This window comes from Vibrio sp. Vb2960 (genome assembly GCF_033337665.1).
GTDB classification, from domain to species: Bacteria; Pseudomonadota; Gammaproteobacteria; order Enterobacterales; family Vibrionaceae; genus Vibrio; species Vibrio alginolyticus.
This window is the reverse complement of sequence record NZ_JAWORD010000034.1, coordinates 1-25,962: the sequence shown is the minus strand read 5'-3', so window position 1 is coordinate 25,962 and position 25,962 is coordinate 1. Positions and strand designations below refer to the sequence as shown.

Here is a 25,962-nt window from a genome sequence, read left to right as displayed (position 1 = left end):
TCCTTATCCGTGGTGAGTAATGTGTTCTTGAATCAAATCAAGGAATGGATCGGCGTACTTCTCTAGTTTGCGCTGACCAACACCGCTGACTGCCAGCATTTCGCCGTAAGACGTTGGCAGAATTTCCGCCATATCAATCAAAGTTGCGTCACTGAAGACCACGTATGGTGGCAAACCATCTTCATCAGCAATCGACTTACGCAGCTTACGTAACTTAGCAAACAGCTTTTTGTCGTAGTTCTTGCTGGTCAGTTTATCTGACTTCGCCGCACGTGCTGCGGTGTCTAAACGTGGAACCGCTAACTCTAGGGTCACATCGCCACGCAAAAGCGGACGTGCCTCTTCGGTTAATTGCAGCGTTGAGTTACGCGTGATGTTTTGAAACAACAGCCCTTTGTGGATTAACTGACGGAAGATACTCACCCAGTAATCGTGGCTGTGGTCGCGCCCTATCGCGTAGGTAGAAATCTTATCGTGCCCGTTTTCACGTACACGAATGTTTTGCATACCACGTAGCACCTCTACCACGTAGCCCATACCAAAGCTCTGATTCACTCGGTACACACAAGACAACGCCTTACGTGCTTCTTCCGTGGCATCAAAGTGCTTCGGTGGATCTAAGCAAATATCGCAGTTGCCACATGGCTTCTCACGATACTCACCAAAGTAATTCAATAGCACCTGACGACGACAAGTCTGCGCCTCAGCAAAGGCACTCATCGCATTCAGTTTGTGGGTTTCCACCTGCTTCTGTGGACCATCGTCTTTCTCATCCAACATACGGCGCAGCCAACTGATGTCCGCTGGGTCATACAACATCATCGCTTCCGCAGGTAGACCATCACGCCCTGCACGACCCGTTTCCTGATAGTAGGATTCGATATTTCGCGGGATATCAAAGTGAACCACAAAGCGCACGTTTGGTTTGTTGATGCCCATACCGAATGCGACGGTCGCCACTACAATTTGGATGTCATCACGTTGGAAAGCTTCTTGAACGTAAGCGCGCTCATCAGCGTCCATACCTGCGTGATAACCAGCAGCACGAATGTGGTTGTTGCACAGCTTCTCGGTCACCATCTCAACTTTCTTACGGCTACCACAATAGATGATGCCGCAATTCCCCTTTTGGGTTTCAAGATAACGAACGATTTGCGAAACCGGCTTGTGCTTCTCAACTAAGTTGTAGCGAATGTTGGGACGGTCGAAGCTGCCTAGGTAAACCTCTGGATTATTCAGTTGCAGACGTTCAAGAATATCTCGGCGCGTTGCGTCATCTGCGGTCGCCGTCAGCGCCATAAATGGCACATGGGAAAACTGCTGCTTAAGTTGACCAAGCGCGGCATATTCTGGACGGAAGTCGTGTCCCCACTGGGAAATACAGTGCGCTTCATCAACGGCAATCATCGATAACGGCAGGTTTTCCAAACGTTCAATGAAGTCACGCATTAATACGCGTTCTGGCGAGACGTACACCAACTTAAGATGACCAGTGTGCATGCGGTTATACACGCTGAGCAGCTCTTCACGAGGCATGGTCGAGTTAATGCACTCAGCCGCTACACCGTTGGCTTTAAGCTGGTCCACTTGGTCCTTCATCAGCGAGATAAGCGGAGAGATCACCAAAGTAATGCCAGAGCGAACCAAAGCAGGAATTTGATAACACAGCGACTTACCGCCACCAGTAGGCAGGATAACTAAGCTGTCGCGACCTTCTACCGCAGCGTCAATCACCAACTGCTGACCATCACGGAACTCTTGGTAACCAAACACATCCTCCAACACACGTTGAGGCGTTACAGGCGAATCAGATTGTTCGGCTAACAAGGTCGAGGTCATGAAAAGTCTCAGATTGGGTCTTAAAAAAGAGGTGCTTATGCATACCACTGGCACACAAAGTGAGGGCACATTGTAATGGGGTTTCATGGTGAATAAAACCGCAAATTGTTAGGTGTTTCGCATCACGACTCGTATACTGATTTTCTGCTCTATAAAACACACAATTAGGTGACACTTCATGACACCAGAAGACGAACAACAACGCGCGCGGCAAGGCATCTTGCTAGCGATTGGCGCGTATACCATGTGGGGCATTGCGCCGATGTACTTTAAGTCCATCGCACAAGTATCTCCTTTGGAAATTCTAAGCCACCGAGTGATATGGTCTTTCTTTTTGCTTGCTGCACTCCTCCATTTTGGCCGTCACTGGCGCTCGGCTTACCACATCGCGAAAGACAAAACGAAAATCGCTTACCTGATCGCAAGTTCCATGTTAATTGGCGGCAATTGGTTGATTTTCATTTGGGCGGTAAACTCGAATCATATGCTCGACGCCAGCTTAGGTTATTACATTAACCCACTGATCAACGTCTTACTCGGGATGGTATTTTTGGGAGAGAGACTGCGTAAATTACAGTGGTTCGCGGTTGTATTGGCAGGTTGTGGCGTACTCGTTCAACTGATTGTATTTGGCTCCGTACCTGTTGTTGCGATGGCGTTAGCAATGAGCTTCGGCTTTTATGGCTTATTAAGAAAGAAAGTCAGTGTCGATGCAAAAACTGGCTTGTTTATCGAGACATTACTTCTACTGCCAGTGGCCGCTGTTTATTTGCTTTTTATTGCCGATACACCAACCTCAAATATGCTTACGAATCCACTTACGTTAAATAGTTTGTTGATCGCGGCTGGGGTTATAACAACCCTGCCACTGCTGTGCTTTACGGGTGCAGCAACAAGACTCAAATTATCGACTTTGGGCTTTTTCCAATATATAGGCCCAAGCTTAATGTTTTTACTTGCAGTATTGATGTATGGCGAACCCTTTACCATGGATAAAGCGATCACTTTCGTCTTTATTTGGGGAGCACTAGTCGTGTTTAGCTTTGATGGATTACGTAATAACCGTCGCTCACGCCGAATCGTTCAGCCACAGTGATCGTTTTTTACAAGACAAGTTAGAAATTGCCAGATAAGCTTGGTCATAATGTGACCAAGCTTTTTTATTTAATGGAACATATTCAGTACTACGCAACCGACCATGACAACTTGAGTCTAATAGAGGCGAAATACCAGAAATTTGCTTTTCAAAGGCATTACCATCTGGATTTTCATCTCGGCCTGATCACGCATGGTGCGCAGAAGTTCCAATACCAAGGTAACAGCCACCAAGTTGGTCACGGGCAAATTGTGATTATGCCGCCGGATGAGCTGCACGACGGGCAATCTAAGCTCGAGAGTGGCTACGAAGTAAATGTGTTTGCGATCGAACCTCATCTATTGAGCGATCTGGCTGATCTTAAGCAAAACGGTCAAATAATACACTTCAACGAACTGATCATCTCGGATCCGCAGATATTTTCACAACTTAGTAACTTACACGGGCTGCTTCGTCGTGAAAACCTCAGCCAACTCACCAAAGATTGCCTTCCTTTTGAAGGATTTAACCAACTTTTTGATCGCTACGGATCGCTTGAGCGACAAAAAGTGGTGCCGCTAGGAAACCAATCGCTTGGGACGTTAAAAGATTACCTAATGGCGAACCTTGGCCAAGCAGTGCGTTTGGATTCACTTTCAGAGCTGTGCCAACTGAGCCCAACTCAGTTCCAGCGCCACTTTAAAGCGCAAACTGGCATGACGCCTTATGCATGGTTCGCACGCCTGCGCCTTGAACAAGGCATGAAGTTACTGCAAGCTGGTCAATGTGGTACCGACGTCGCCCATCAAATCGGTTTCTACGATCAAGCGCATTTCAGCAAAGCGTTTAAACAGACCTACGGCGTTTCCCCTTCTCAAGTGGCTCGTTAATTTCATTTACCGAGAAAGCTGTCAGTTTTTTACAAGCGCCACAGGTGACTTACCACGACAATAGCCGCATTGGTTAAATTTGAGATGTGTTATGAATGAATCCACCATATTGCTGACACTCGCCAGCATTCACTTTATTGCCCTAATGAGTCCAGGTCCGGACTTTGCGCTGGTCGTACAAAACGCGACGCGTCATGGTCGTCAAACTGGCTTGTACATTGCGTTGGGATTGTCCGTCGGTATTTTGCTGCACTCTTTGTTCAGCCTGACAGGTGTGAGTTTTGTCGTCCACCAGCACCCAGTGCTGTATTCCGTGGTACAACTGCTCGGTGGTAGTTACCTGCTCTACTTAGGAATTGGCGCATTGCGTGCCGTGATCTCGATGATCCAAAAAACACAGACGGATCAACCTAAGAAGCAAAATAACCTAGTGATCAGCAATAAGCGTCAAGCGTTTGCTAAAGGGTTTGCGACCAACATTCTTAACCCAAAAGCCCTGGTGTTCTTTGTCAGTTTGATGTCAAGTTTAGTCCCAGCAGGTATGTCGATTACTGGCAAAGGTATTGCACTGGTCATCCTGTTTGGCTTGTCGCTATTCTGGTTCTCTAGCCTTGCATGGATGCTATCGACACAGCGCTTACAGCGTAAATTGCAACAAGCGGGTATCTACATCGACGGTCTATGCGGCGTGGTATTTACTCTAGTGGGCGGCAGTATTCTATACCAAACTATCAATACTTTTATCGGATAAAGTACTGATTTAAAAGCGTAGCACAATCGACATTTCTAAGATTGCTGACTCGACGTGACTCTCCATAACTGCCAAGCTCAAAGCACAAAACTGGCAACATGGAGAGTCATCATGCATTGGACGTTCAACCGACTCGTGACCACGGGTCTTTTTCTTACCTCCCCACTAATCTTATCTACATCAGTCTTTGCTAACCAAGCAGCAGATGCGGTTGCGCCGGAGCACAGCACTGGCTTCGAGCAAAAACAATTGATCAAAGCGAAAGATTATATGGTTACCGCTGCTAACCCAATTGCAACCCAAGCTGGGGCAGACGTTCTTGCACAAGGTGGTAATGCTATTGATGCCATGGTTGCCGTACAACTGATGCTGGGCTTGGTAGAACCCCAATCTTCAGGCATTGGTGGTGGCGCCTTCTTAGTGTATTGGGACAGTGAGAAACAAAAACTGACTACATATGATGGACGCGAAACCGCACCGCTCGCCGCAACGCCGAAACTCTTCCTAGATGACAAAGGACAACCTCTGCAATTTTACGATGCGGTTGTCGGTGGGCGTTCCGTTGCCACTCCTGGCACAGTGAAACTACTGTGGGACACGCACCAGAAATACGGCAAGTTGGAATGGAAGAAGATCATCCAACCTGTGATTACCTTGGCTGAGCAAGGTTTCGAAGTAAGTCCTCGCCTCGCGAGTCTGATTGAGAAAGATGCCAAGCGCCTATCACGCTTCCCTGCGACTAAGGCTTACTTCTTTAATCCAGATGGCTCACCAAAAGCCGAAGGCACGTTGTTGAAGAACCCTGAATACGCGCAAACTCTGACGGCAATTGCAGAGCAAGGGGCAAAAGCTTTCTATCAAGGCGATATCGCCACAGACATCATCAAGACAGTACAAAATGCACCGGGAAATCCTGGCGTATTGGCACAACCTGACTTTGATGCGTTCCAAATTAAGCAACGTGAACCGGTTTGTGCGGCTTACCAAAGCTATGACATCTGCGGTATGGGACCACCTAGCTCTGGCGCATTGACGGTTGGACAGATTCTCGCGATCACCGAGCAATACGATCTTAAAGGCTGGGGAGCCGAAAGCGCGAAATCATGGCAAGTGATCGCTGATGCATCGCGCCTTGCGTTCGCGGATCGTGGTAAATACATGGCTGACCAAGATTATGTGCCAATGCCAACCGAAGGCTTGCTTGATAAAGATTATCTCAAACAACGTGCTGAGCTCATTCAAGTCGGTAAAGCGTTGAGTAAGGTTGAAGCCGGCAACCCTCCTTGGTCGCACGCCATGGACTTAAGCATGGACCAATCGATCGAGTTGCCTTCCACCAGCCATTTCAATATCGTCGATAAGCAAGGCAATGTGGTTTCAATGACAACAACCATCGAGAACGCCTTTGGCTCACGCTTGATGGTGCGGGGCTTCTTGCTCAACAACGAACTGACCGATTTCTCTTTCCGCACGCATCAAGATGGTGTGCCAATCGCGAACCGCTTAGAACCGGGAAAACGCCCACGCTCCTCCATGGCACCGACCATTTTGATGAAGGATGACAAACCTTACATGGCAATTGGCTCACCGGGTGGTAGCCGCATTATTGGTTACGTCGCACAAGCCATTATCGCCCACACGCAATGGGATATGGACATCCAAAGCGCGATTAATCAGCCACGATTGCTGAACCGTTTTGGCACCTTAGATATTGAGCAAGGTACCGCCGCAGAGGGCTTACAGCCTGCTCTGGAGAAGATGGGCTTTAAAACCGATGTTCGGGATTTGAACTCTGGTCTGCATGCGATACGAATAACAAAAGACGGTCTTGAAGGCGCTGCGGATCCAAGACGTGAAGGTGCCGCTATCGGGCAGTAAGAGTCTTTCGCTCGACCCCTTGTGCGAGATCTCTCACAAAGGGTTGAGCAAACCTCTCTTTTTTAATGGTAAAACCGTACAACAAAGATAATAAGCCATTGAATTTAATACTTATGTATCTTTTTTGAACGCTAAGAGTGTAAAAAAATGTGAGATTAGCCCGTTGTTGGAAATCGTTAAACACGTAATATTAAACCTGTCGGAAGGATGCTGACACGGAACAGGAAACACCACGGACTTGGTGAACTTCAGGAAGAAGAAACGGTTATTCAGGATGAATAGTCGGGCATGGATTGCAAAATTGGACATTGAACGGAATCAATAGTGACTAGGATGGTTGCTACTAAGGACGGGAAATGGACACCTCTGGACGAGGCAAGGATTTGAACATCAGGATGATGTCAGGGACACCGCTCAGGGAACAAGTGATGAGAGCTAACGAGGATAGTTAGCAGACCAGGATAAGGTCACTAAGGACACCGCTAGGAAGGCGACGTAAGGATTAAGCTGACGGATTCAGCACACTATCATGGATTAGATGCATGGAGCACTCTTAGTAGCTGGATTGCTGCGAGTAAGACTATAACCCCGATGGGCGCAAGCCCTCGGGGTTTTTCTTTGCCTAAAGTTTTTCTCAGTAGATCTGCTGAAAACAGGCATTCACCCACAACGCCCACCTTTCACTTCAAACGGCATCGTTAAGTCGCGCTTTTGTACTCCATTTATCATTCCATTTTTTACTGCGTTAGCGACACCAAAACTGCACAAACAAAAAGAGCCGCCGAAGCAGCTCTTAAGTTGATGATACCAATCACAGTAAATAAGTGATCAGAAATAGCGTAGGGAAAATGCTTGAGAACAAGGCGCAATTTTTCGATAAGTAGTTATTCTACAATCAAAAATTGCAACGCAGTTATCGAGTATTTTAACAAGCTAGAATGACCAGTTATTTACTACGATTGGTATGAGTTTTGGTCAAGCCTTACAGCTTCTCTAGTCGTGCGTAAGCAGTCACCAACCATTTGATGCCTTCACCGTTAAAGGCAATCTGTACGCGGCTTTGTGGGCCACTGCCTTCGAAGTTGATGATGGTGCCTTCACCAAACTTAGGATGCATCACACGAGAACCTAGCGTAAAGCCAGTTTCATTGAAGCTCTCTTTCACAACAGTTTGGCTAAATCGACCACTGCTTGAAGGACGGCTAACTTGCGCCTTCATTCGTACTTCATCTAAACAAGTTTCTGGCAGTTCACGGATAAAGCGAGACGGTTTATGGTATTTATCCTGACCGTACAAACGACGCATTTCAGCATAAGTGATGTACAGTTTCTGCATTGCACGGGTCATGCCTACGTAACACAGACGGCGTTCTTCTTCTAAGCGCCCTGCTTCTTCTGCCGACATTTGGCTTGGGAACATGCCTTCTTCCACACCGACCATAAACACCAATGGAAACTCTAGACCTTTCGCACTGTGTAATGTCATGAGCTGAACCGCATCTTCAAATTCGTCCGCTTGTCCTTCGCCCGCTTCTAGTGCTGCGTGGGTTAGGAATGCCGTCAGCAGTGACATGTCTTCGGCTTCTTCTGGTTTCTCGAATTGGCGAGTTGCGGTCACCAATTCCTCCAAGTTCTCAATACGTGCCTTAGACTTTTCGCCCTTCTCTTGCTCGTACATCGCGAACAAGCCCGAGTATTTAATCACATGGTCAGTTTGGTGATGCAGCGGCATCTCTAAGGTGTCGTCTTCTAGCGCGGTGACAAGCTCGATAAAACGGCTCAGAGCACCAGCAGCGCGACCAGCAAGCACCTTCTCGTCCAACATTGCCACACTCGCTTCCCACATGGTGCAACCACGATCACGAGCCGCAAAGCGGATGGTTTCAAGCGTCTTATCGCCCAAACCACGCGTTGGCGTATTCACCACACGTTCAAACGCCGCATCATCGTTACGGTTGGCAATCAGACGCATGTAGCTCAAGGCATCTTTGATTTCCTGACGTTCGAAGAATCGCATGCCGCCATAGATACGATAAGGCAGACCGGCTTGAATTAACGCTTCTTCCAGAACACGCGACTGGGCGTTGTTACGGTAAAGCATCGCAGCGTCATTCAGAGCACCGCCCTTGTCTTGCCACTCTTTGATTTTGTTCACCGCAAAACGGGCTTCATCTAATTCGTTGTAAGCGCTGTAAACCGAGATAGGCTCACCGACCACGCCATCCGTCCACAACTCTTTACCCATACGCTCGGTGTTATTCGCAATCAGGGTGTTAGATGCTTCTAGAATGGTCTTAGTGGAACGGTAGTTTTGCTCAAGACGAATGGTATTCACGCTTGGGAATTCGAGCGTAAACTTCTCAATGTTCTCGACTTTTGCACCACGCCAACCATAAATCGACTGGTCGTCATCACCTACGATCATCACGTGACACTCAGGACCCGCCATCATACGTAGCCAAGCATATTGAATGTTGTTGGTATCTTGGAACTCATCGACCAAGATGTGCTTAAAGCGTGCTTGGTAGTGTTCACGAACGAACTTGTTATCACGCAGTAGCTCATGTGCGCGCAGCAAGATTTCCGCAAAATCGACTAAACCAGCACGATCACACGCTTCTTGGTAAGCGGTGTACAACTGCAGATATGTCTTGGTTACTGGATCATGGTACGCATCAATGTGCGACGGGCGCAGACCTTCGTCTTTCTTGCCGTTAATCCACCATGCCACTTGGCGTGCTGGCCATTGCTTCTCATCGAGGTTTTGCGCTTTGATCAAACGCTTTAGCAGACGCTGTTGGTCGTCACTGTCGATGATTTGGAAATCTTCCGGTAGCTTCGCATCAAGATAGTGTGCACGCAGAATACGGTGACAAATGCCGTGGAAAGTACCATTCCACATACCGCCTGCACTGCCCATCATTAGCTCTTCGATACGTCCACGCATCTCTGCCGCCGCCTTATTGGTAAAGGTTACCGACATAATTGAAAACGGAGAAGCTTGCTCGACCGACATCAGCCAAGCGATACGGTGAACAAGAACGCGTGTCTTACCACTTCCTGCGCCAGCAAGAACGAGCAAGTTTTCTAGAGGTGCTGCAACGGCTTCACGTTGTTTATCGTTCAAACCGTCGAGTAATAGAGATGGATCCATCATGATGAGAGCTACTGGTTATTTATACATAAAAACCGATTATAACCTAAACAACCGGGTGCTGTTTAGACAAAACTTGATAAAAAAATCGATGTTTTTTTGCCCAACACATCAATTAGTTATACCTATTTGACCCTACAAACCTATTTACTTCAGAAATTTTTCTGAAAGTTTTTTAGCCAGTTTCCTATCTTTTAAGTTAAGCAAGTTGATAACAAAAACGCCAAAACAGGCGATTCATCTTGCCAACTTAAAGTAAAGGAAATCATTCAGAGGAATTTATTATGAAAAAGTCGAATCTAGCTGTTACTGCTGCTGTTACTGGTCTTCTAGCTCTTGGTGGCACAATGCTAACTGCAGCTCCAGCTGTCGCTGCTGAAAAAGAAAAGTGCTATGGCGTTTCTAAAGCAGGTAAAAACGACTGTGCAACAAAAAGCAGCTCATGCGCTGGTACTTCTAAAGAAGATAACCAAAAAGACGCATTCGTAGTCGTACCAAAAGGTCTTTGTGACAAACTCGCTGGCGGTAGCACTTCTTCTTCATAATCTTTTATCGCTAGCTATTGTGAGGATGCGTTGACGCTCAACCAACGCAAAGCCAAGACGCATCCTTTTCTTCCCGCACGATTTGAAAAGGAGTTTCACGTGAAACACCACACCTTCCACGACCTTGTTGGAGTTGGATTAAGAACCCCTCACCTCGATTACTTTAGCCAAAACCAACCCGAGTTGTCTTGGTTAGAAATCCACAGTGAAAACTATTTCCAACCCAATGCAACAGAGCGCCATCAGCTACAAACGCTTCGCGAGCAATATCAAATTAGCTGCCACGGTATTGGTTTGTCGCTAGGTTCGGTGGAACGTGTTAGTCAAAAGCATCTTGCGCAACTTAAAGCACTGATTAACTCAATCGACCCAATCCTTGTTTCTGACCATTTAAGTTGGAGTGAAAACGGCGGTCACTACTTTAATGACCTGCTTCCACTTCCGTATACGGAAGAAGCGCTCAACGTGTTCACTCGTAACGTGAATGAAGTGCAGGAATATTTGCAACGCGAGATCTTGATAGAGAACCCATCTAGTTATGTGAAGTTTCAACATTCGACCATCAGCGAATGGGAGTTTCTTACCGAAGTGCAAAAGCGCACTGACTGTCGTTTATTGCTCGATCTAAACAATGTTTATGTTTCGGCGTTCAACCACGGTTTTGATTGCGACACATACCTAGATGCGATTCCAGCCGACAAAGTGGATGAGATTCACTTGGCAGGTTTTACCATCAAACAACTCGACAAAGGTGAGATATGGATTGATACCCATAGCCGCCCAGTTAGTGATGAAGTTTGGCAACTGTTCGCGCAGTGGACAAAAAAACACGGTCCACGTCATACGTTGATTGAATGGGATTTGGATATCCCCGCGCCAGAAGTCTTATTAGGAGAAGCGCAGAAAGCATCGCAACTGCTGTTGCAAGGCACACTTCCAAGTGAACAAAGCGAACCAAGGAAGGCATCATGAATCTAACCACCTTACAAAGCCAGTTTGCTAAAGCCCTGCACTATCAAGCGCTCGGTGAAGACTGCGATATTGCCAGTGATGAGTTTACCGCTGATGAACGCATACAAATTTACCGCAATAACTTTATCGTCAGCTTAAGCGAAGTGTTGTCCGCGACCTACCCGATGGTTGAAGCGCTGCTTGGTGAAGAATGCTTTGAACAGATAGCTCGCCAGCATGTTCTTTCTTACCCATTAAAAGAAGGAAATGTGGTGCATTATGGCGAAGGCTTTCAAGACACCATCATGCAGTTTAGTCAGGTGATCGCACAAGCACCTTACAGCCCTGAAGTCGCACGCTTCGAGTGGCATATCGACCTAGCTCGTCAAGCACAGTATGAGCAATCCAATGCAGCGGAATTAAAACCGCTTGCGTTACTTGGCGAAGTGAGTGAAGAGCAACAACCCGCTTTAGTCTTACACCTTAAAAAGGGCTGCCGCAGCTTTGACTCCAATTACGCAGTATTCTATCTATTTAGTGCGATTCAAACTGGGCAATTCGAACAACTTAATATCAACCAATTACAGCAAGGTGTCATCTCGATTCAAGCCAATGGAGAAGCCTTGTGTCACGCACTCGATGCCGATGTGTTCCAACTGCTGCAATGTTTAGAGCAGAAGCAGAGTTTGAGCGAAATACCTGAAGTTTTACTCGCTCATCTCAATCGCATCATGGCACTCGATATTGTTGACGGCTTTACATTGCAATCAATCTAAGGAGCACTCTATGACGGATACGGTTAAAAACTTAGTGAATCGGTACGACGATTTAATCAGTACCCTACAAGCTGGCTTTGTCCCTTTACTACTTCTCTTTTGTCGCTTGTGGGTAGCCTGGGTGTTCTTCAATTCAGGACTAATCAAAATCTCATCTTGGGATAGCACGCTGTACTTATTTGAGCTGGAATACCAAGTGCCAATCTTGCCATGGGAATTGGCGGCTTATTTAGGTACGGCTGCGGAGTTGGTTCTACCGGTGTTCTTGGCACTGGGATTGATTACCCGCCCGATGGCAGCAATGCTGTTTGTGTTCAACATCATCGCAGTGATCTCTTACCCACTGTTGTGGGAGAAAGGTTTTTATGACCACCAACTTTGGGGATTGATGATTCTTATCGTAATCGTATGGGGGCCAGGACCGCTGTCTTTGGACCACATCCTGAAAAAGAAAATGACAAGCTAAAAAAATCCCCGCATCATGCGGGGATTTTTTATTATTTATTCAAGTAAGCCAGTAGCTCTTCTGCTGAGATACCTTGCTGAGCGAGGTCTTTTGCCATCTGCTCGACTTGTTCATCTTTGCGTGACTCAATCACTTGCTGAAATTGGTACACGATATCACGCAAAATTGGCAGAGGTACTTGTTTAGCCGCACTACGAATACGCTCGGAGCTTTGATTACCCAGCTCATTAAGCAACTTGCCAAACATCACCTTTTCTGGTGAATCTTCCATTTGCTCTAGAATACGAGCCATTTCATACGTGGTTAACGACATTACTTTTTGAGTTCCGTTATGGTGTCAGGAAAAGTCTGAGTGACAAATATACACGCCTTACTTACATTGGAAAATACTAAATTACACTGATTTACGCTTTCGCAAAGCTCGAGTGCCAGTTCTTCCCTGCTTTTGTAAACAGAACGACCAACGCAGGTAATAGGACCCACATATGAATTGCGATCAAGGTTTGTGGATCCAGAGATAAGCGTTGCAGTGTACCCACCAACAAACCAGAGCCACTCATTTGGAACAATCCAAGCAGTGCAGCTGCCGTGCCCGCCTTATCACCAAACGGTTCTAACGCTTTCCCTGCCGCTGCACCCAGAATGAATGCAAAACCTACAGAAGACATGAAGATAGGTAGCATGAAAGAAAGCGCGGTATTCTGACCATTCATCACTAGCATGATCACACCTGCGAGACCCAGAGTTGAGATCCCGGTGACCAAGGTGTTGTGAGTTCCAACGCGCTCCATAAACTTAGGCGCCAGCATACATGCCGCAATGTTTATCACCGCATTTACACCAAACCAGAAAGTGAATTCATTCATCGACAGCCCCATCCCCGTCATCAATACCGACGGTGCTGAGGTAACGTAAGCAAGAATAACCGCCATCGCCATCAAGCATAATGACGCATGGAAAACAAAAGATGGTGTGCTAAGCACTGCCCAATACCGACTAAGCTTAAACACGGCTTGCTTTTCTGTTGACGGGTTAGTCTCTTTCATCATGAAAAACATCAATGATCCAGACACCACAGCAAAACCAGCCATAAAGCTAAAGTTAGCACGCCAGTCAAATTGCTGAGTTAACCAGCTACCTAGAATTGGAGCTAAAGCCGGAATAAAACAAATCGCACCGTTAAGGTAGCTGATCATTTTGCCGCTTTTTTCCGGGCCAAAAATATCGCGAACTGTTGCAAAGGCTGCTACCGATGTCGCACACGCACCTAAGCCTTGTAGCAGTCGGGAAACCAACATCCACTCAATATTTTGAGCACTCCACGCCAATAAAGCGCTCATCGCGTAAATGGTGATACCGCCCAATGCAACAGTTCGACGTCCGAGTTTATCTGCTAGGGGACCTGCGAATAGCTGACCAACACCCATAGCAAATAAGAACCAAGTGATCGTGTCTTGTGCTAGCGCATTATCGACCTGAAAAGTGGAAGCAATAAGAGGTAAAGCAGGTAGATAAATATCAATCGCTAAAGGACTAAAAAGAACCAAAAGGGTCAATAACGCCATCTGTTTTTTACTATTAGAAAACTGGCTAGACACACAACACTCCGAATTGGATAAAGAACTTTGGGTAAAGCTTAATCATCTGATGATATGAATGGAAATGATGTATAATCATGAGCATTATTCCTCAGAGGAAATTCACTGTGAATGTCGAAAAACTGGCTCGTATCGATTTAAATCTATTGGTCTGCTTTAAAGTGCTGATTGAAGAGTTAAACGTTACTCGTGCGGCCCACCGATTGTGCTTAAGCCAATCTGCCGTAAGTAAATCACTGGCTAAACTGCGCATTCAATTTGATGACCCTCTTTTCACTCGAAACTCACATGGATTAACACCTACGCCGCGCGCATTGTTTCTTAAACCGAAACTGGATCTGTTGATAAATCAGTTAGAAGTGCTGACTCAACCCGAAGAGTTTTCTCCGCAAAGCAGTGAATACCGTTTTCAAATAGCAGCGGTAGAGAGTGTCTACCCTCTCATTCTACCCCATTTCTTACCGGCGATTTTTCAACAAGCACCTGGCGTGACAATTAGCACACACCCGTGGTCGGATAATACATTTAAAATGCTTCAACGCGGCGAACTGGATTTAGGCTTAACTGGAAAAGATATCGATATAAACGATGCCAAGCTGACTCTTCAACCACCCGATGACATTTGCGAGTTGGAAATTTATCGTGATTACCAAATGTGCATTATTCGCAAAAACCACCCTGCGCTAAAACAACCTTGGAATCTGGAAGCCTATCTCGCCCTACGCCATGTACAAGTACGTTGTGATGGCAACGACCGTTGGTTGCTGGATTATCGCCTTGCAGATATTGGCGCCGACCGCGATATTGCCGTCACTGTGCCCGACTTTAACAGTGCCGCAAGTTTATGTTCATACACCGACTTTATCTTTACTGCGCCAAGTCATTTTGTGCAACTTGCGGCCAAACAGCTTGATTTGGTCGTGCTGCCACTACCGTTAGAATTCCCACCTATGGCTTACACTTTATTCTGGCACCGAGACAGAGAAAACGACCCTGCATTAGGCTGGCTACGTACGATGATCACACAAAAAACCGATCACCTTAGATAAAAACACCGCGCTCAATTTGCGCTTAGCGGCTAAAATGAGTAGCTTAACTGTCGTAGTCCTTTTTGGCTCATCTATGGCCTAGTTGTACTCCGACTCTATTGAAGTGATTGCGAACCTCAATGGAATCGTAAACTGCATGAAGCAGATGGAAACAGCTCCCACACCTGAGCATGAAGGAGCGGTAATTTGAAGGAATAACACAGATGCACAACGATACCCAAAGCCGCGTGAATGCAATTCGCGAATGGCTAGCACAACATAATATTGATGCCCTACTTGTCCCTCATGAAGACGAGTACTTGGGTGAATACGTACCAGCGCACAACGAGCGTTTACATTGGCTAACTGGCTTTACCGGTTCTGCTGGTGCTGCGGTAATCACCAAAGACAAAGCCGCTATCTTTGTTGATGGTCGCTACACAGTACAAGTAACAAAGCAGGTTCCTGCTGATCTATTCGAATACCGTCACTTGATTGAAGAGCCTGCACTAGATTGGATTAAAGACCATCTTGCAAATGGCGCGTCTGTGGCAATCGACCCTCGCATGCACAACGCTGCTTGGCTAGACATGGCACAAGCAAAACTTGCAGGTGCCCTTGAGCTTAAGATTCTCGATAGCAACCCAATTGATGAACTGTGGCACGACCGCCCTGCTCCTGTGGTTTCTGATGTTCGCCTAATGGCAACAGAAGCAGTTGGTCAGTCAAGTGAAAGCAAACGCCAAGAAATCGCAGAGCTCGTGAAAAAAGCCGGTGCAGACAGCGCAGTGATCACAGCACTTGATTCTATCTGTTGGTTGCTCAACGTTCGTGGTCTAGATGTCTCACGTCTACCAGTTCTGCTTTCTCACGCGATTCTGCACTCAGACTCAAGCGTAGAATACTTCCTAGATCCTGCTCGCCTACCTGCTGAGTTTGACACTCATGTTGGTGCCGGCGTGACGGTTCATCACCCAGAAGCATTGCAAGCACGACTAGAAAACCTAACTGGCAAGAATGTACTGGTTGACCCTGCGACAAATAACGCGTGGTTTAAGCTGGTTCTACAAAACGCTGGCGCATCTGTGGTGAGTAAAGCTGATCCATGCCTAATGCCAAAAGCAGCAAAGAACGCAGTTGAAATCGCAGGCATGAAAGCATGTCATATCCGCGATGGCGTAGCGATGAGTAAGTTCCTGTCTTGGTTAGATGCTGAAGTCGTTGCGGGTAACCTGCATGATGAAGCGACGCTGGCAGACAAACTGGAAGCGTTCCGTAGCGAAGACCCGACACTTATGGATCTTAGCTTTGATACCATTTCAGCGGCAGGCGGCAACGCGGCCATGTGTCACTACAATCACGAAAACCAACCTGAACCTGGTAAGTTAGAACTGAACACACTTTACCTAGTGGATTCAGGCGGTCAGTACCTAGATGGCACGACAGACATCACGCGTACCATTGCGATCGGTCAGCCTTCACAAGAGATGATTAAACAGTTCACTCTTGCGCTAAAAGGTCACATCGGTGTTGCTCGTGCACGTTTCCCGAAAGGCACACGTGGTTACCAAATCGATACGCTAGCTCGTCAGCACTTATGGGCGGAAGGCTACGATTACGATCACGGTACCGGTCACGGTGTTGGTCACTTCCTAAGTGTTCATGAAGGTCCAGCAAGCATTTCGAAGAAGCAAATCGACGTGCCTCTAACAGAAGGTATGGTGCTATCCAACGAGCCAGGCTACTACCGTGCAGATGCGTTTGGTATTCGTATTGAAAACCTAGAGCTTGTTGTTGAAACCGCAACAAACGGTGACTTCCCTGTTCTGTCATTTGAGTCGCTAACACGCTGTCCAATCGACAAGCGCAACATCAATGTTGATATGCTAACTCGTCCAGAGCTTGCATGGTTGAATGATTACCATCAGAAGGTATGGGATGAGATCAGCCCACTTGTTGAAGGTGATGTGAAAGAGTGGCTTCGTCAAGCAACGCTACCAGTAGCACACAGCTAGAAGCTAGAAGCTAGAAGCTAGAAGCTAGAAGCTAGAAGCTAGAAAAAAGTAGAGGGTTGATGTTTTGCATCAACCCTCTTTTCTTTACTTATGTTTCACGTGAAACATAACGATGACCAGTAGCTTTATTTGCTGATTAACCAGAATACGCTGAGTGCCAATCTCGCCATACAGGATCAAAGCCTTTGGCTCGAATCATATCTTCCACAGAACCAGCACTTCGCTCATCACTGATCTCAAACTGCTCGAGTTCAACATCATCCATCGCATAACCGCCCGGCTGAGTTTTAGATGCAGCAGACATACTGGTGATACCTAACGGTAATGCATTGTCTCTGAACTTTGGTGATTCACGAGTCGATAATGACAACTCCACTTCTGGATTCAACAAACGATAAGCGCAAATCAGCTGAACAAGTTGCTTATCCGTCATGACTGATTTGGGTTGTAGCGCGCCCTTACAAGGACGTAAACGTGGGAAAGAAATTGAGTAACGAGTCTGCCAATATGTGCGCTCAAGATAGTCCAAGTGCGCTGCCACATAAAAACAGTCGGTACGCCACTCTTCCAACCCTATCAATGCGCCAATACCAATCTTATCGATGCCTGCTTTTGCAAGACGATCGGGTGTATCCAATCGGTATTCGAAATCCATCTTATTGCCACGCAGATGGTGCTCGGCGTAAGTCGAAGGATGATACGTTTCTTGATAAACCATCACCGCATCTAAACCCAATGTCTTGAGCTCAGCGTATTCGTCTTGATCAAGTGGCTGCACTTCCATCGCCAAATAGTTAAAACGTTGCTTAATCATCGGCACCATTTCGCGGAAGTATTTCATACCCACTTTAGTTTCGTGCTCGCCAGTCACCAGCAATACGCTATCAAACTTCATGCGCTTGATGGCTTCGACTTCTGCTGCCACTTCGTCCCGATTCAAGGTACGACGCTTGATTCTATTCTCCATTGAGAAGCCGCAATAAGTACAAGCATTGGCGCACAAGTTAGAAAGGTACAATGGAATATAAAGCGACATGGTATTACCAAAACGCTTGCGAGTGGCCGAGTATGACAGTTGTGCCATCTGCTCTAAGTACGCTTCAGCAGCTGGTGAAATTAGCGCTTTAAAGTCTTCCAAATCACGTTTGGGTTTATTCAATGCTCGCTCAACATCTTGTGCCGTTTTCGCATAGATAGACATCGAAATGTCATCCCAATTCAGCTGCTTAAATTGTTCAACGAAGCTCATGTTTTCCTCGCTTATTAGCTAAATCAATCTAGGGCTAAAGCTCATCTAGGAATGACGTCAGTGGACTCGACGCAACCGCATGAGAAACCTTACCAGCAAGTCCGGCTTCATAAGCCATACGCCCCGACTCTACCGCCAACTTAAATGCCTTCGCCATCGCAACGGGATCGCTCGAAGCTGCAATCGCAGTATTAACGAGCACGGCATCCGCGCCCATTTCCATCGCACGCGCGGCATGTGAAGGAGCACCAATACCCGCATCAACAATGACAGGAACATTAGCTTGGTCGATGATGATCTCTAGGAAATCGTGAGAAACTATCCCTTTGTTGGAACCAATCGGAGCACCCAATGGCATGACAGCAGCGCAGCCAACCTCTTCCAATCGTTTACACAGAACCGGGTCAGCATGACAGTAAGGAAGGACAATGAAGCCTTCACGAACCAGCTGTTCAGCGGCTGCAAGTGTCTCAATTGGATCGGGCATCAAGTACTTCGGGTCTGGATGAATTTCCAGTTTTAGCCAGTTAGTACCCAACGCTTCTCGCGCCAGTTGTGCAGCAAACACAGCATCTTTAGCATTCTTTGCTCCTGATGTGTTTGGCAATAAGTTCACCCCCGCTTTTACTAGCGGCAGCAAAATATCGTCTTGTTGGTCATTCACATCCACACGCTTCAACGCCATGGTCGCAAGTTGAGAACCCGATACTTGAATCGCTTCTGCCATTAATCGGCTGCTGGCAAATTTCCCTGTTCCCGTGAACAGTCTTGATTCGAATTGTTTATCACCAATTTTAAGCATCGACTTTAACCCCCCGCGATCGCTTGAAACAAAGAGATGCTATCTCCCTGTGAAAGAACTGTGCTAGCCCACTCACTGCGTGGCACAACATTGTTATTAATTGCAAAAACACAGCCCATTTCAGGCAGCGCAAATTGACTAATGATTTGCTGTAGATTCGACTCACTGGCAACTTGATGTGACTGGTCATTGATGACAATAGTGATCACATCTAAGTCAGCAGCGGTCATTTGTGTTGTTTGTTGTTCTGATAACGTCATTGCTTCCAACTCTCTTAATTCTGCCCATTACTCACAAGCTAAATCTGAGCACACACTTGGCACTGTTTATCTTTGCTTATCGCCATGGTTTGCCATTGCAGTTTCAACCCATCAAACAGATGCAACTTGGCAGTCTCGACATGAAACTTTCCCGTCGCCAGTTTTTGAATTGCTGCTATCGCTTGGTAGTTGCCAAGTGTGCCCACCACCGGACCGACGACACCACTCTCACTGCACTTTTGCGTTTGCGGTAATTCGTCGAACGGATACAAACAGCGGTAACACGCTTTACTCTGCGCTTCTTGTTCACTTGGTGTTTGGTAATCAAAGACAGCGAATTGCCCTTGCCAACCAATTGCCGCCGCCGAGATGAGCGGCGTATTTTGCTCGAAACAAACTTGGTTAATTAGCTGACGCGTTGGCATGTTATCGGTGCAGTCGAGCACCACATCCGCTAGCATCACCTCAAGCTGAAGCTGTGCTTTGTCTAATCGCTTATTGAGGGCACGAATTTGAACCATAGAATTAAGTTCAGTAAGTTGCTTTACAGTCGCTTTTGTTTTCGCAACTTGGAGGTCTTGTTCACGATAAATGATCTGACGTTGTAGGTTACTGCTATCAACTTCATCATCATCAACCACAACCAATTTACCAACACCCGCTGATGCCAAGTACAAACTCGCAGCACTTCCTAACCCACCACAACCGATGATCAGCACATGCGATTTACTCAAACGCTCTTGCCCAATTTCGGCAATTTCAGGCAGAGCGACTTGGCGCTGATAGCGAAGGAACTGCTTATCCGTGAGCATGCTCGCCTCTCTTGGTATCCGCCAATTCACTATTCTGATCAGTAAACGTTAGTTGTCTTTCCTTCATCAGTTGTGCAAAAAACTCGATAACGGACTGAGGTGATTCTGCCAACGTAATAGCACGCACTACTGCTAAGCTAGAAACACCTGTTTGCCAAACTTGGTCTGCATTGGATTGGTCAATGCCACCAATCGCGACCGTCGGAAAGCCAAGCACATAGTCACTACCTGCTTTGTCTTTTGAAGGACGGAAAGCAGCCTCTGTATTTGTATAAGGAATGCTATCAATCAACTTTTGATACAAAGCTAAGCGCACCAAACCTTGTGGTTTCGATGGCATCTGTTTAGTGGTGGTTGGGAAAATATGCCCTAGCGCGATGTAACTAGGATGAATTTGTACGATGCGCAGTAGCTCATAATAACCATGAGTAGAAAGACCAAGACGAATGCCGGCTTTAGTTAGCTGAGCCAAATTCGATTCTTCTATGTCTTCTTGTCCTAGGTGAACGCCATAAGCGCCATGCTTGATTGCCAACTGCCAATAGTCATTGATGAACACTTGTGCTTGATACTGACGACCTAGCTCAATTGCTCGAATGATCTGTTGTTCTAAATCGGCTTGTTGTGGGTTCTTGATTCGCAGTTGAATAGTGTTGATGCCTAGTGGCAGTAGACGCTCAATCCAAGCAACATCATCAACGACTGGATAGAGCCCTAGACTTTGCTTGGTTAGAGTTGGAAAGCTAACGCTTTCGCCTTGTGCAGACCAACCAACTTGAATACCTAGTCGGTTATCCTCCAGTACAGGTGTGGGGAAATCATCAAATTGGTCTGCCCACTGAGTAGATTTTCCCTCGTTAAGGTTATCATTCAACAGTGTTTCACGTGAAACATTCGCTTGTTGAGTTAGCATTCCTCGAGCAAGTGTTAACGCATCTTCGATAGGAAAATCGAGTACTGTCAGCGTTACTATCCAAGCAAGGTGATGTTCAGGATCGAACATTGCGTTGAATTTGGACTTAACGGAAAGCGCTCTCACTTCGTTGTTAATTGGGTGACGCCAGATATCAAGCTGAAGCACTTTCTCCTTTTCATCGGATACCTGCGTATCAGCAATGCCAATATAAATCGCTTTCGACGGTTGCTTAGCACACGCTTCTACCGATAAAGCAGAGCGGTAATAGAGCACAAATGAACTTTCATGCTCAGAGTCATAACCATCAGTAAGATCTGTCGTTATGCGTGTGGTCTGTTGGTCGCGAACAAGCTGAATAGATTGAGTTGGGCTCACACCCAACTCAATGTCTTCGATGCTAAAACCCTGTTCTTTCGCCAACAACAAACATTGCTGAACTAAACCTGTCAGTTCAATCAATGATGACGGAATAAGGATTTTGCTCATTAGTCACTTACCTCGGCATGTGCTGCTGGGTGGTATAGCTCAGAACCTGTCTCTCTAAATTCTTGCGATTTCTGACGCATCCCCTCAAGAGGGTCATCCAGCATTTTGATTGAGATAGCTTGGTCCGCAGCAACTTGCTCTGTGTCTTTCGCATATTCTCGAACCTCTTGCGAGATCTTCATCGAGCAGAACTTTGGCCCGCACATCGAACAGAAGTGAGCAACTTTTCCAGACTCTTGAGGCAAGGTTTCGTCATGGAAAGCGCGCGCGGTATCTGGATCGAGTGACAAGTTGAATTGGTCTTCCCAGCGGAACTCGAAGCGAGCTTTAGAAAGCGCGTTATCACGAACTTGTGCACCAGGATGTCCCTTCGCCAAATCCGCGGCGTGCGCAGCAAGCTTGTAAGTTATCATGCCTACTTTCACGTCTTCTTTGTTTGGTAAACCAAGATGCTCTTTAGGAGTGACGTAGCAAAGCATCGCACAGCCATACCAACCAATCATGGCTGCGCCAATACCTGAAGTAATATGGTCGTAACCAGGAGCGACATCTGTCGTCAGCGGACCAAGCGTGTAGAAAGGAGCTTCATGACAATGCTCTAGCTGCTCTTCCATGTTCTCTTTGATCATGTGCATTGGAACATGACCAGGACCTTCGATTATCACCTGTACGTCGTATTCCCACGCTATCTTGGTCAACTCACCAAGAGTGCGAAGCTCTGCAAATTGCGCTTCGTCGTTAGCATCGGCTACCGAGCCAGGGCGCAGACCATCACCAAGAGATAGTGCGACATCGTACTTAGCACAGATTTCACAGATCTCTCGGAAGTGGGTATATAAGAAGCTTTCTTGGTGATGCGCTAAACACCATTTCGCGATGATAGAACCACCACGAGAGACGATGCCAGTAACGCGTTTTGCAGTCATTGGCACATAACGAAGTAGTAAACCGGCATGGATAGTAAAGTAGTCAACGCCCTGCTCTGCTTGCTCAATCAGGGTATCGCGCATCACTTCCCAGTTAAGGTTTTCCGCAACACCGTTCACTTTCTCAAGCGCTTGGTACATTGGCACGGTACCGATCGGAACCGGACTGTTACGTAGAATCCACTCGCGAGTTTCGTGAATATTGCGTCCAGTAGAGAGATCCATAACGGTATCGCCACCCCAGCGCGTCGCCCACACTAGTTTCTCTACTTCTTCTTCAATCGAAGAAGTGACCGATGAGTTACCGATGTTGGCGTTCACTTTGACCAAAAAGTTACGCCCAATGATCATTGGTTCGGATTCTGGGTGGTTAATATTGGAAGGGATAATAGCGCGACCTTCGGCGACTTCTTTACGCACGAATTCGGCGGTAATATCTTTTGGTAGGTTCGCTCCGAAGCTTTGACCCGGATGCTGTTGATTCAGCACTTCATCGCGATACTTGGCACGCCCCATGTTTTCACGCAGCGCGATGTATTCCATTTCTGGGGTAATAATACCTTTGCGAGCATAGTGCAATTGGGTCACACAATGGCCATCTTTGGCACGTCGAATACGTGGTAGATTACCGTAACGAAGATCGTCTAGTGTTTCGTCTTCTAAGCGTTCTTTGGTGTACACCGAGCTTACTTCATCAAGTAGCTCAGTATCGGCACGCTCTTCAATCCACCCTTCTCTCAGCTTAGGTAAGCCGTTATAGAGGTCTATGGTGTGCTCTGGATCTGTGTATACACCCGAGGTATCGTAAACGCGTACTGGCTCATTAGGTTCGAAAATAGGCGCTTCTTTTGTGCCTCCAATAAGGCTATCAGCGAGTGATATTTCACGCATTGGCACACGAATATCTGGACGTGAGCCTTCTACGTAGACTTTGCTTGAATTGGGGTACGGTTGTACCGAGAGTGTATCAATGAACTGTTTTGCTTCCAGTCTCGCTTGTTTGCGACTCGACATAGCATTTTTCCTTGCTTTGTTATACTAGATAAAAAGTAATTGGATAAAAATGCTTGGCGGATAGATGCGACAAGAGGAGTCAAATTAAGGCTAGTTAAAGCTTACGATATTTGCCTGTAACAACATTCGACTTTTGATAGGTCAACCAGAAAGAACTCCGGTGTGAATATCTTCTCTTGTTCCCTTCGCAGATTCTAATCTGATCAGGTTCAACGGATCCCGAATTAACGGTCTCAGCCTTATGGCACTCCGACAAGTGATGTCAGTATATAAAAACGGCTTGGTGAAACCAAGCCGACCTGTTCAATTTTTAACTACTTTGCTAGCTGCGCATCAATAATTGAAAGCCTATCCACGCCGCTGAAATACTTAACACGACATTCAACAATACGTTCAACCCCATCTTAAAGAAAGCGCCCTGCTGCATAAGCAAAACATTATCCATCGAGAAGGTGGAAAACGTCGTTAGTGCGCCTAAAAAACCCAAGCCAATCACTTGTCGCCAAGGTTCCGTTGCCAAAAGTTCATTATCGAAAGCTGCTATCAATAAGCCCATCATAAATGAGCCAACAACGTTAACGGTTAACGTACCATATGGAAAACCACGCCCGAATAAAATGACACAAAGTTCAGAAATTAAGTAACGAGAACATGCACCAAATGCACCACCCAATGCAATAAAACCCAAAACGGATAGTTGTCCCATAATTCCCCCAGAAAAGTTAATGGCGACATTGTAATCAAATTTACGGCAATAGTGATTATACAATCTTAGAATTCAGCAAATTATAGCGCTTAAAACTTATCAAGATTTAAAAAGTTACAGGAGTCACTTTACTTCAATATAACCCATCAACCCCGTCTTCATGTGTTCGATCACATGACAATGGTACATCCAACGTCCAGGGTTATCTGCAACAAATGCCGCTTTCGCACTGCCGTTTTTTCCAAGTAAGACCGTATCGGTATGAAACGGTTCGTCGAGTTTTTTGCCATCTAACTCAAGAACCGTAAATGTGTGTCCATGAAGATGAATAGGATGATGATATTGGGTGACGTTCTTTAGGTTGAAGATATAGGTTTTTCCCATCTCCAATGTTGAAAGCGGCGCTGGAATATTATCTTTGCTCATTCCCTCCCAAGCCCGTTTGTTCATCAGCCAGAATTTAGGTATCGCTTTGCCCGATTTATCAGCAGGAGTGATCGCGCCCTCCCACTCAAACACATAATCGATTTGCTCTGCATTTTTCAAATCGAGAGCTGGCACAGGGTTGAGAGGTAATAAAGGCAGTTTCTGGTTGTTCGGCAGGTCAGACTCAACAACGTCAAACTCGCACAAAGGGAATGGGAAGCGTCCTTTCATTTGACGCACATAAACACGTTTTCCAACCTTCGGAGCAATCAATCCGATATCTAACCTCATTCCTGGACCAATTTTGTGCTGAGTGAGCTTATAAGGCGTTTTAACAGGATTACCATCTATAGCAATAACCCAAGCCTCTGCCCCTTCTATAGCGATCGGGTAAGTAATGGTGTTATCGACATTAGCAATTCTTAATCGCGTGGTAGCATTCTGCTTCAGCGTATAAACAGGTTCATGCACACCATTGACGCTACTCCACTCTCCGGGAGTCCCCATACGAGCGCTCAAGCGCGGTACCATAAGGTTCTTCCACTGACCTTGTTTGTCTAAATGCCAATGCTTTAGAACTATTTCCTGTTCTTCATCAAATAGAACAGGCTCAGCCTCTTCAACGATAATTAACCCAACTAAGCCCTTACCAAGCTGCTTCACACTATTCATATGTGGGTGATACCAAAATGTGCCCGCATCTGGTGGTGTAAATTCATAAACGAATGTTTCACCCGGCATGATAGGCAACTGGCTTAAGAAAGGTACACCATCCATTTCAATAGGGATTCGCAAGCCATGCCAGTGGATTGTAGTCGGCTCTGAAAGCTTGTTAGTAAACCGAATTATAACTCTCTCGCCTTGGCGACAACGAATCGTAGGCGCTGGAATCGAACCATTAAATGCGAGTACGTCTGTGTTAAACCCAGGGACCAATTCTGCAGTAGAAGGCTCTGCAGTGATATCGTATATATATTGCCCCTGCTTATTAGTGCTCCTAGATAGAGAACATGCAGGTAGAACGGTAAGCGCGGAGATTGCTAAGGATGATTGAAGAAAGCGTCGACGAGATATATCCATACATAGTTACTCATTAATCCAGATCGGTTGAGTGTAACTAAATATAAATAGTGATTCCCCTTTATGATTAAAATTTCGGGCCACTGATCATTACAGCTAACTGTAGTTTCGTTCGTTCAGTAGATTAAATGCTGCCAAAGTACAGCAGAAAGCCATACTTACGGGATAAGAGTAGAAATAAGCTGTAATAATGAGAAGAAACCAGATACAAAAAAGGCTCTGACCTAAGTCAGAGCCTGATATATGGCAGGGGTGGAGAGATTCGAACTCCCAACACGCGGATTTGGAATCCGCTGCTCTGCCAATTGGAGCTACACCC

Annotated in this window: 22 protein-coding genes and 1 riboswitch; of the genes, 10 read left to right on the top strand and 12 right to left on the bottom strand. The window is 46.4% G+C overall.

Annotated elements, in window-relative coordinates:
• Positions 1-3 precede the first annotated feature (3 nt).
• Positions 4-1,839: an ATP-dependent DNA helicase RecQ gene (gene recQ / locus R7O03_RS21500; protein ID WP_005451195.1), complete on the bottom strand. Its 1,836-nt coding sequence runs from the start codon at positions 1,837-1,839 to the stop codon at positions 4-6.
• 178 nt (positions 1,840-2,017) lie between these two features.
• Between recQ and rarD the strand changes: the two genes are divergently transcribed.
• The 4 genes from rarD to ggt all read left to right on the top strand — a co-directional run bounded on the left by rarD (position 2,018) and on the right by ggt (position 6,433).
• Entirely contained in the window at positions 2,018-2,935 is a 918-nt protein-coding gene (rarD, locus tag R7O03_RS21495; RefSeq protein WP_005378774.1) for an EamA family transporter RarD, read from the top strand.
• Positions 2,936-3,006: 71 nt separating this feature from the next.
• Positions 3,007-3,804 (top strand): AraC family transcriptional regulator, encoded by a 798-nt coding sequence (locus tag R7O03_RS21490; protein ID WP_054577296.1) that lies wholly within the window; start codon positions 3,007-3,009, stop codon positions 3,802-3,804.
• Positions 3,805-3,895: 91 nt separating this feature from the next.
• Positions 3,896-4,555 carry a LysE family translocator gene (locus tag R7O03_RS21485; protein WP_054577295.1) on the top strand — a complete coding sequence of 220 codons (660 nt, stop codon included), beginning with the start codon at positions 3,896-3,898 and terminating at the stop codon, positions 4,553-4,555.
• Between the two features lie 111 nt (positions 4,556-4,666).
• Positions 4,667-6,433 (top strand): gamma-glutamyltransferase, encoded by a 1,767-nt coding sequence (gene ggt / locus R7O03_RS21480; RefSeq protein ID WP_054577294.1) that lies wholly within the window; start codon positions 4,667-4,669, stop codon positions 6,431-6,433.
• 982 nt (positions 6,434-7,415) lie between these two features.
• Here the strand turns inward: ggt and uvrD are convergent.
• Positions 7,416-9,590, bottom strand: a complete 2,175-nt coding sequence (uvrD, locus tag R7O03_RS21475) for a DNA helicase II (protein WP_005378778.1) — start codon at positions 9,588-9,590, stop codon at positions 7,416-7,418.
• 281 nt (positions 9,591-9,871) lie between these two features.
• On the opposite strand from uvrD, the gene R7O03_RS21470 reads away from it, so the two are divergent.
• From R7O03_RS21470 to R7O03_RS21455, 4 genes are all read left to right on the top strand, one after another.
• On the top strand, positions 9,872-10,132 hold the full coding sequence (locus R7O03_RS21470; protein ID WP_005378779.1) for a DUF2282 domain-containing protein: 261 nt from the start codon (positions 9,872-9,874) through the stop codon (positions 10,130-10,132).
• Positions 10,133-10,231: 99 nt separating this feature from the next.
• The gene (locus R7O03_RS21465; protein WP_238843037.1) at positions 10,232-11,104 is read left to right on the top strand and encodes a DUF692 domain-containing protein; all 873 of its coding nucleotides are present in this window, start codon (positions 10,232-10,234) and stop codon (positions 11,102-11,104) included.
• Positions 11,101-11,859: a DNA-binding domain-containing protein gene (locus R7O03_RS21460; RefSeq protein ID WP_318132010.1), complete on the top strand. Its 759-nt coding sequence runs from the start codon at positions 11,101-11,103 to the stop codon at positions 11,857-11,859. Before R7O03_RS21465 ends, R7O03_RS21460 begins: the two co-directional genes overlap by 4 nt.
• A gap of 10 nt (positions 11,860-11,869) precedes the next feature.
• Positions 11,870-12,325 (top strand): DoxX family protein, encoded by a 456-nt coding sequence (locus tag R7O03_RS21455; protein ID WP_005378784.1) that lies wholly within the window; start codon positions 11,870-11,872, stop codon positions 12,323-12,325.
• 31 nt (positions 12,326-12,356) lie between these two features.
• Here R7O03_RS21455 and R7O03_RS21450 read toward each other — a convergent pair whose 3' ends face one another.
• Together R7O03_RS21450 and R7O03_RS21445 are read right to left on the bottom strand one after the other, a co-directional pair.
• Positions 12,357-12,638, bottom strand: a complete 282-nt coding sequence (locus R7O03_RS21450) for a hypothetical protein (protein ID WP_005378786.1) — start codon at positions 12,636-12,638, stop codon at positions 12,357-12,359.
• Between the two features lie 91 nt (positions 12,639-12,729).
• Positions 12,730-13,923 (bottom strand): multidrug effflux MFS transporter, encoded by a 1,194-nt coding sequence (locus R7O03_RS21445; RefSeq protein WP_005382927.1) that lies wholly within the window; start codon positions 13,921-13,923, stop codon positions 12,730-12,732.
• Between the two features lie 107 nt (positions 13,924-14,030).
• Here R7O03_RS21445 and R7O03_RS21440 point away from each other — a divergent pair, with 107 nt between their 5' ends.
• Positions 14,031-14,972: a LysR family transcriptional regulator gene (locus R7O03_RS21440; protein ID WP_005378791.1), complete on the top strand. Its 942-nt coding sequence runs from the start codon at positions 14,031-14,033 to the stop codon at positions 14,970-14,972.
• Between the two features lie 203 nt (positions 14,973-15,175).
• Positions 15,176-16,966, top strand: coding sequence for an aminopeptidase P family protein (locus tag R7O03_RS21435; protein WP_318132009.1), 1,791 nt, complete (start codon positions 15,176-15,178; stop codon positions 16,964-16,966).
• Between the two features lie 136 nt (positions 16,967-17,102).
• Here R7O03_RS21435 and thiH read toward each other — a convergent pair whose 3' ends face one another.
• From thiH to R7O03_RS21395, 8 genes are all read right to left on the bottom strand, one after another.
• A complete protein-coding gene (thiH, locus tag R7O03_RS21430) occupies positions 17,103-18,215 on the bottom strand; it encodes a 2-iminoacetate synthase ThiH (RefSeq protein WP_053306510.1) in 1,113 nt (370 codons plus the stop codon).
• A 34-nt stretch (positions 18,216-18,249) separates the two neighbouring features.
• Entirely contained in the window at positions 18,250-19,017 is a 768-nt protein-coding gene (locus R7O03_RS21425; RefSeq protein ID WP_017821779.1) for a thiazole synthase, read from the bottom strand.
• Between the two features lie 5 nt (positions 19,018-19,022).
• Complete coding sequence (thiS, locus tag R7O03_RS21420) at positions 19,023-19,277, bottom strand: sulfur carrier protein ThiS (protein WP_005378804.1); 255 nt, start codon at positions 19,275-19,277, stop codon at positions 19,023-19,025.
• Between the two features lie 38 nt (positions 19,278-19,315).
• Entirely contained in the window at positions 19,316-20,089 is a 774-nt protein-coding gene (locus R7O03_RS21415) for a HesA/MoeB/ThiF family protein (protein ID WP_017633516.1), read from the bottom strand.
• On the bottom strand, positions 20,076-21,491 hold the full coding sequence (locus R7O03_RS21410; RefSeq protein WP_318132008.1) for a thiamine phosphate synthase: 1,416 nt from the start codon (positions 21,489-21,491) through the stop codon (positions 20,076-20,078). The genes R7O03_RS21415 and R7O03_RS21410 overlap by 14 nt, the downstream gene beginning before the upstream one ends.
• Positions 21,491-23,431: a phosphomethylpyrimidine synthase ThiC gene (gene thiC, locus R7O03_RS21405; protein WP_213972581.1), complete on the bottom strand. Its 1,941-nt coding sequence runs from the start codon at positions 23,429-23,431 to the stop codon at positions 21,491-21,493. The genes R7O03_RS21410 and thiC overlap by 1 nt, the downstream gene beginning before the upstream one ends.
• A 163-nt stretch (positions 23,432-23,594) precedes the next feature.
• Positions 23,595-23,693, bottom strand: a riboswitch (TPP riboswitch).
• Positions 23,694-23,753: 60 nt separating this feature from the next.
• The gene (gene crcB, locus R7O03_RS21400; protein WP_318132007.1) at positions 23,754-24,137 is read right to left on the bottom strand and encodes a fluoride efflux transporter CrcB; all 384 of its coding nucleotides are present in this window, start codon (positions 24,135-24,137) and stop codon (positions 23,754-23,756) included.
• Between the two features lie 123 nt (positions 24,138-24,260).
• The gene (locus R7O03_RS21395; RefSeq protein ID WP_213875011.1) at positions 24,261-25,643 is read right to left on the bottom strand and encodes a multicopper oxidase family protein; all 1,383 of its coding nucleotides are present in this window, start codon (positions 25,641-25,643) and stop codon (positions 24,261-24,263) included.
• Positions 25,644-25,962: the final 319 nt, after the last annotated feature.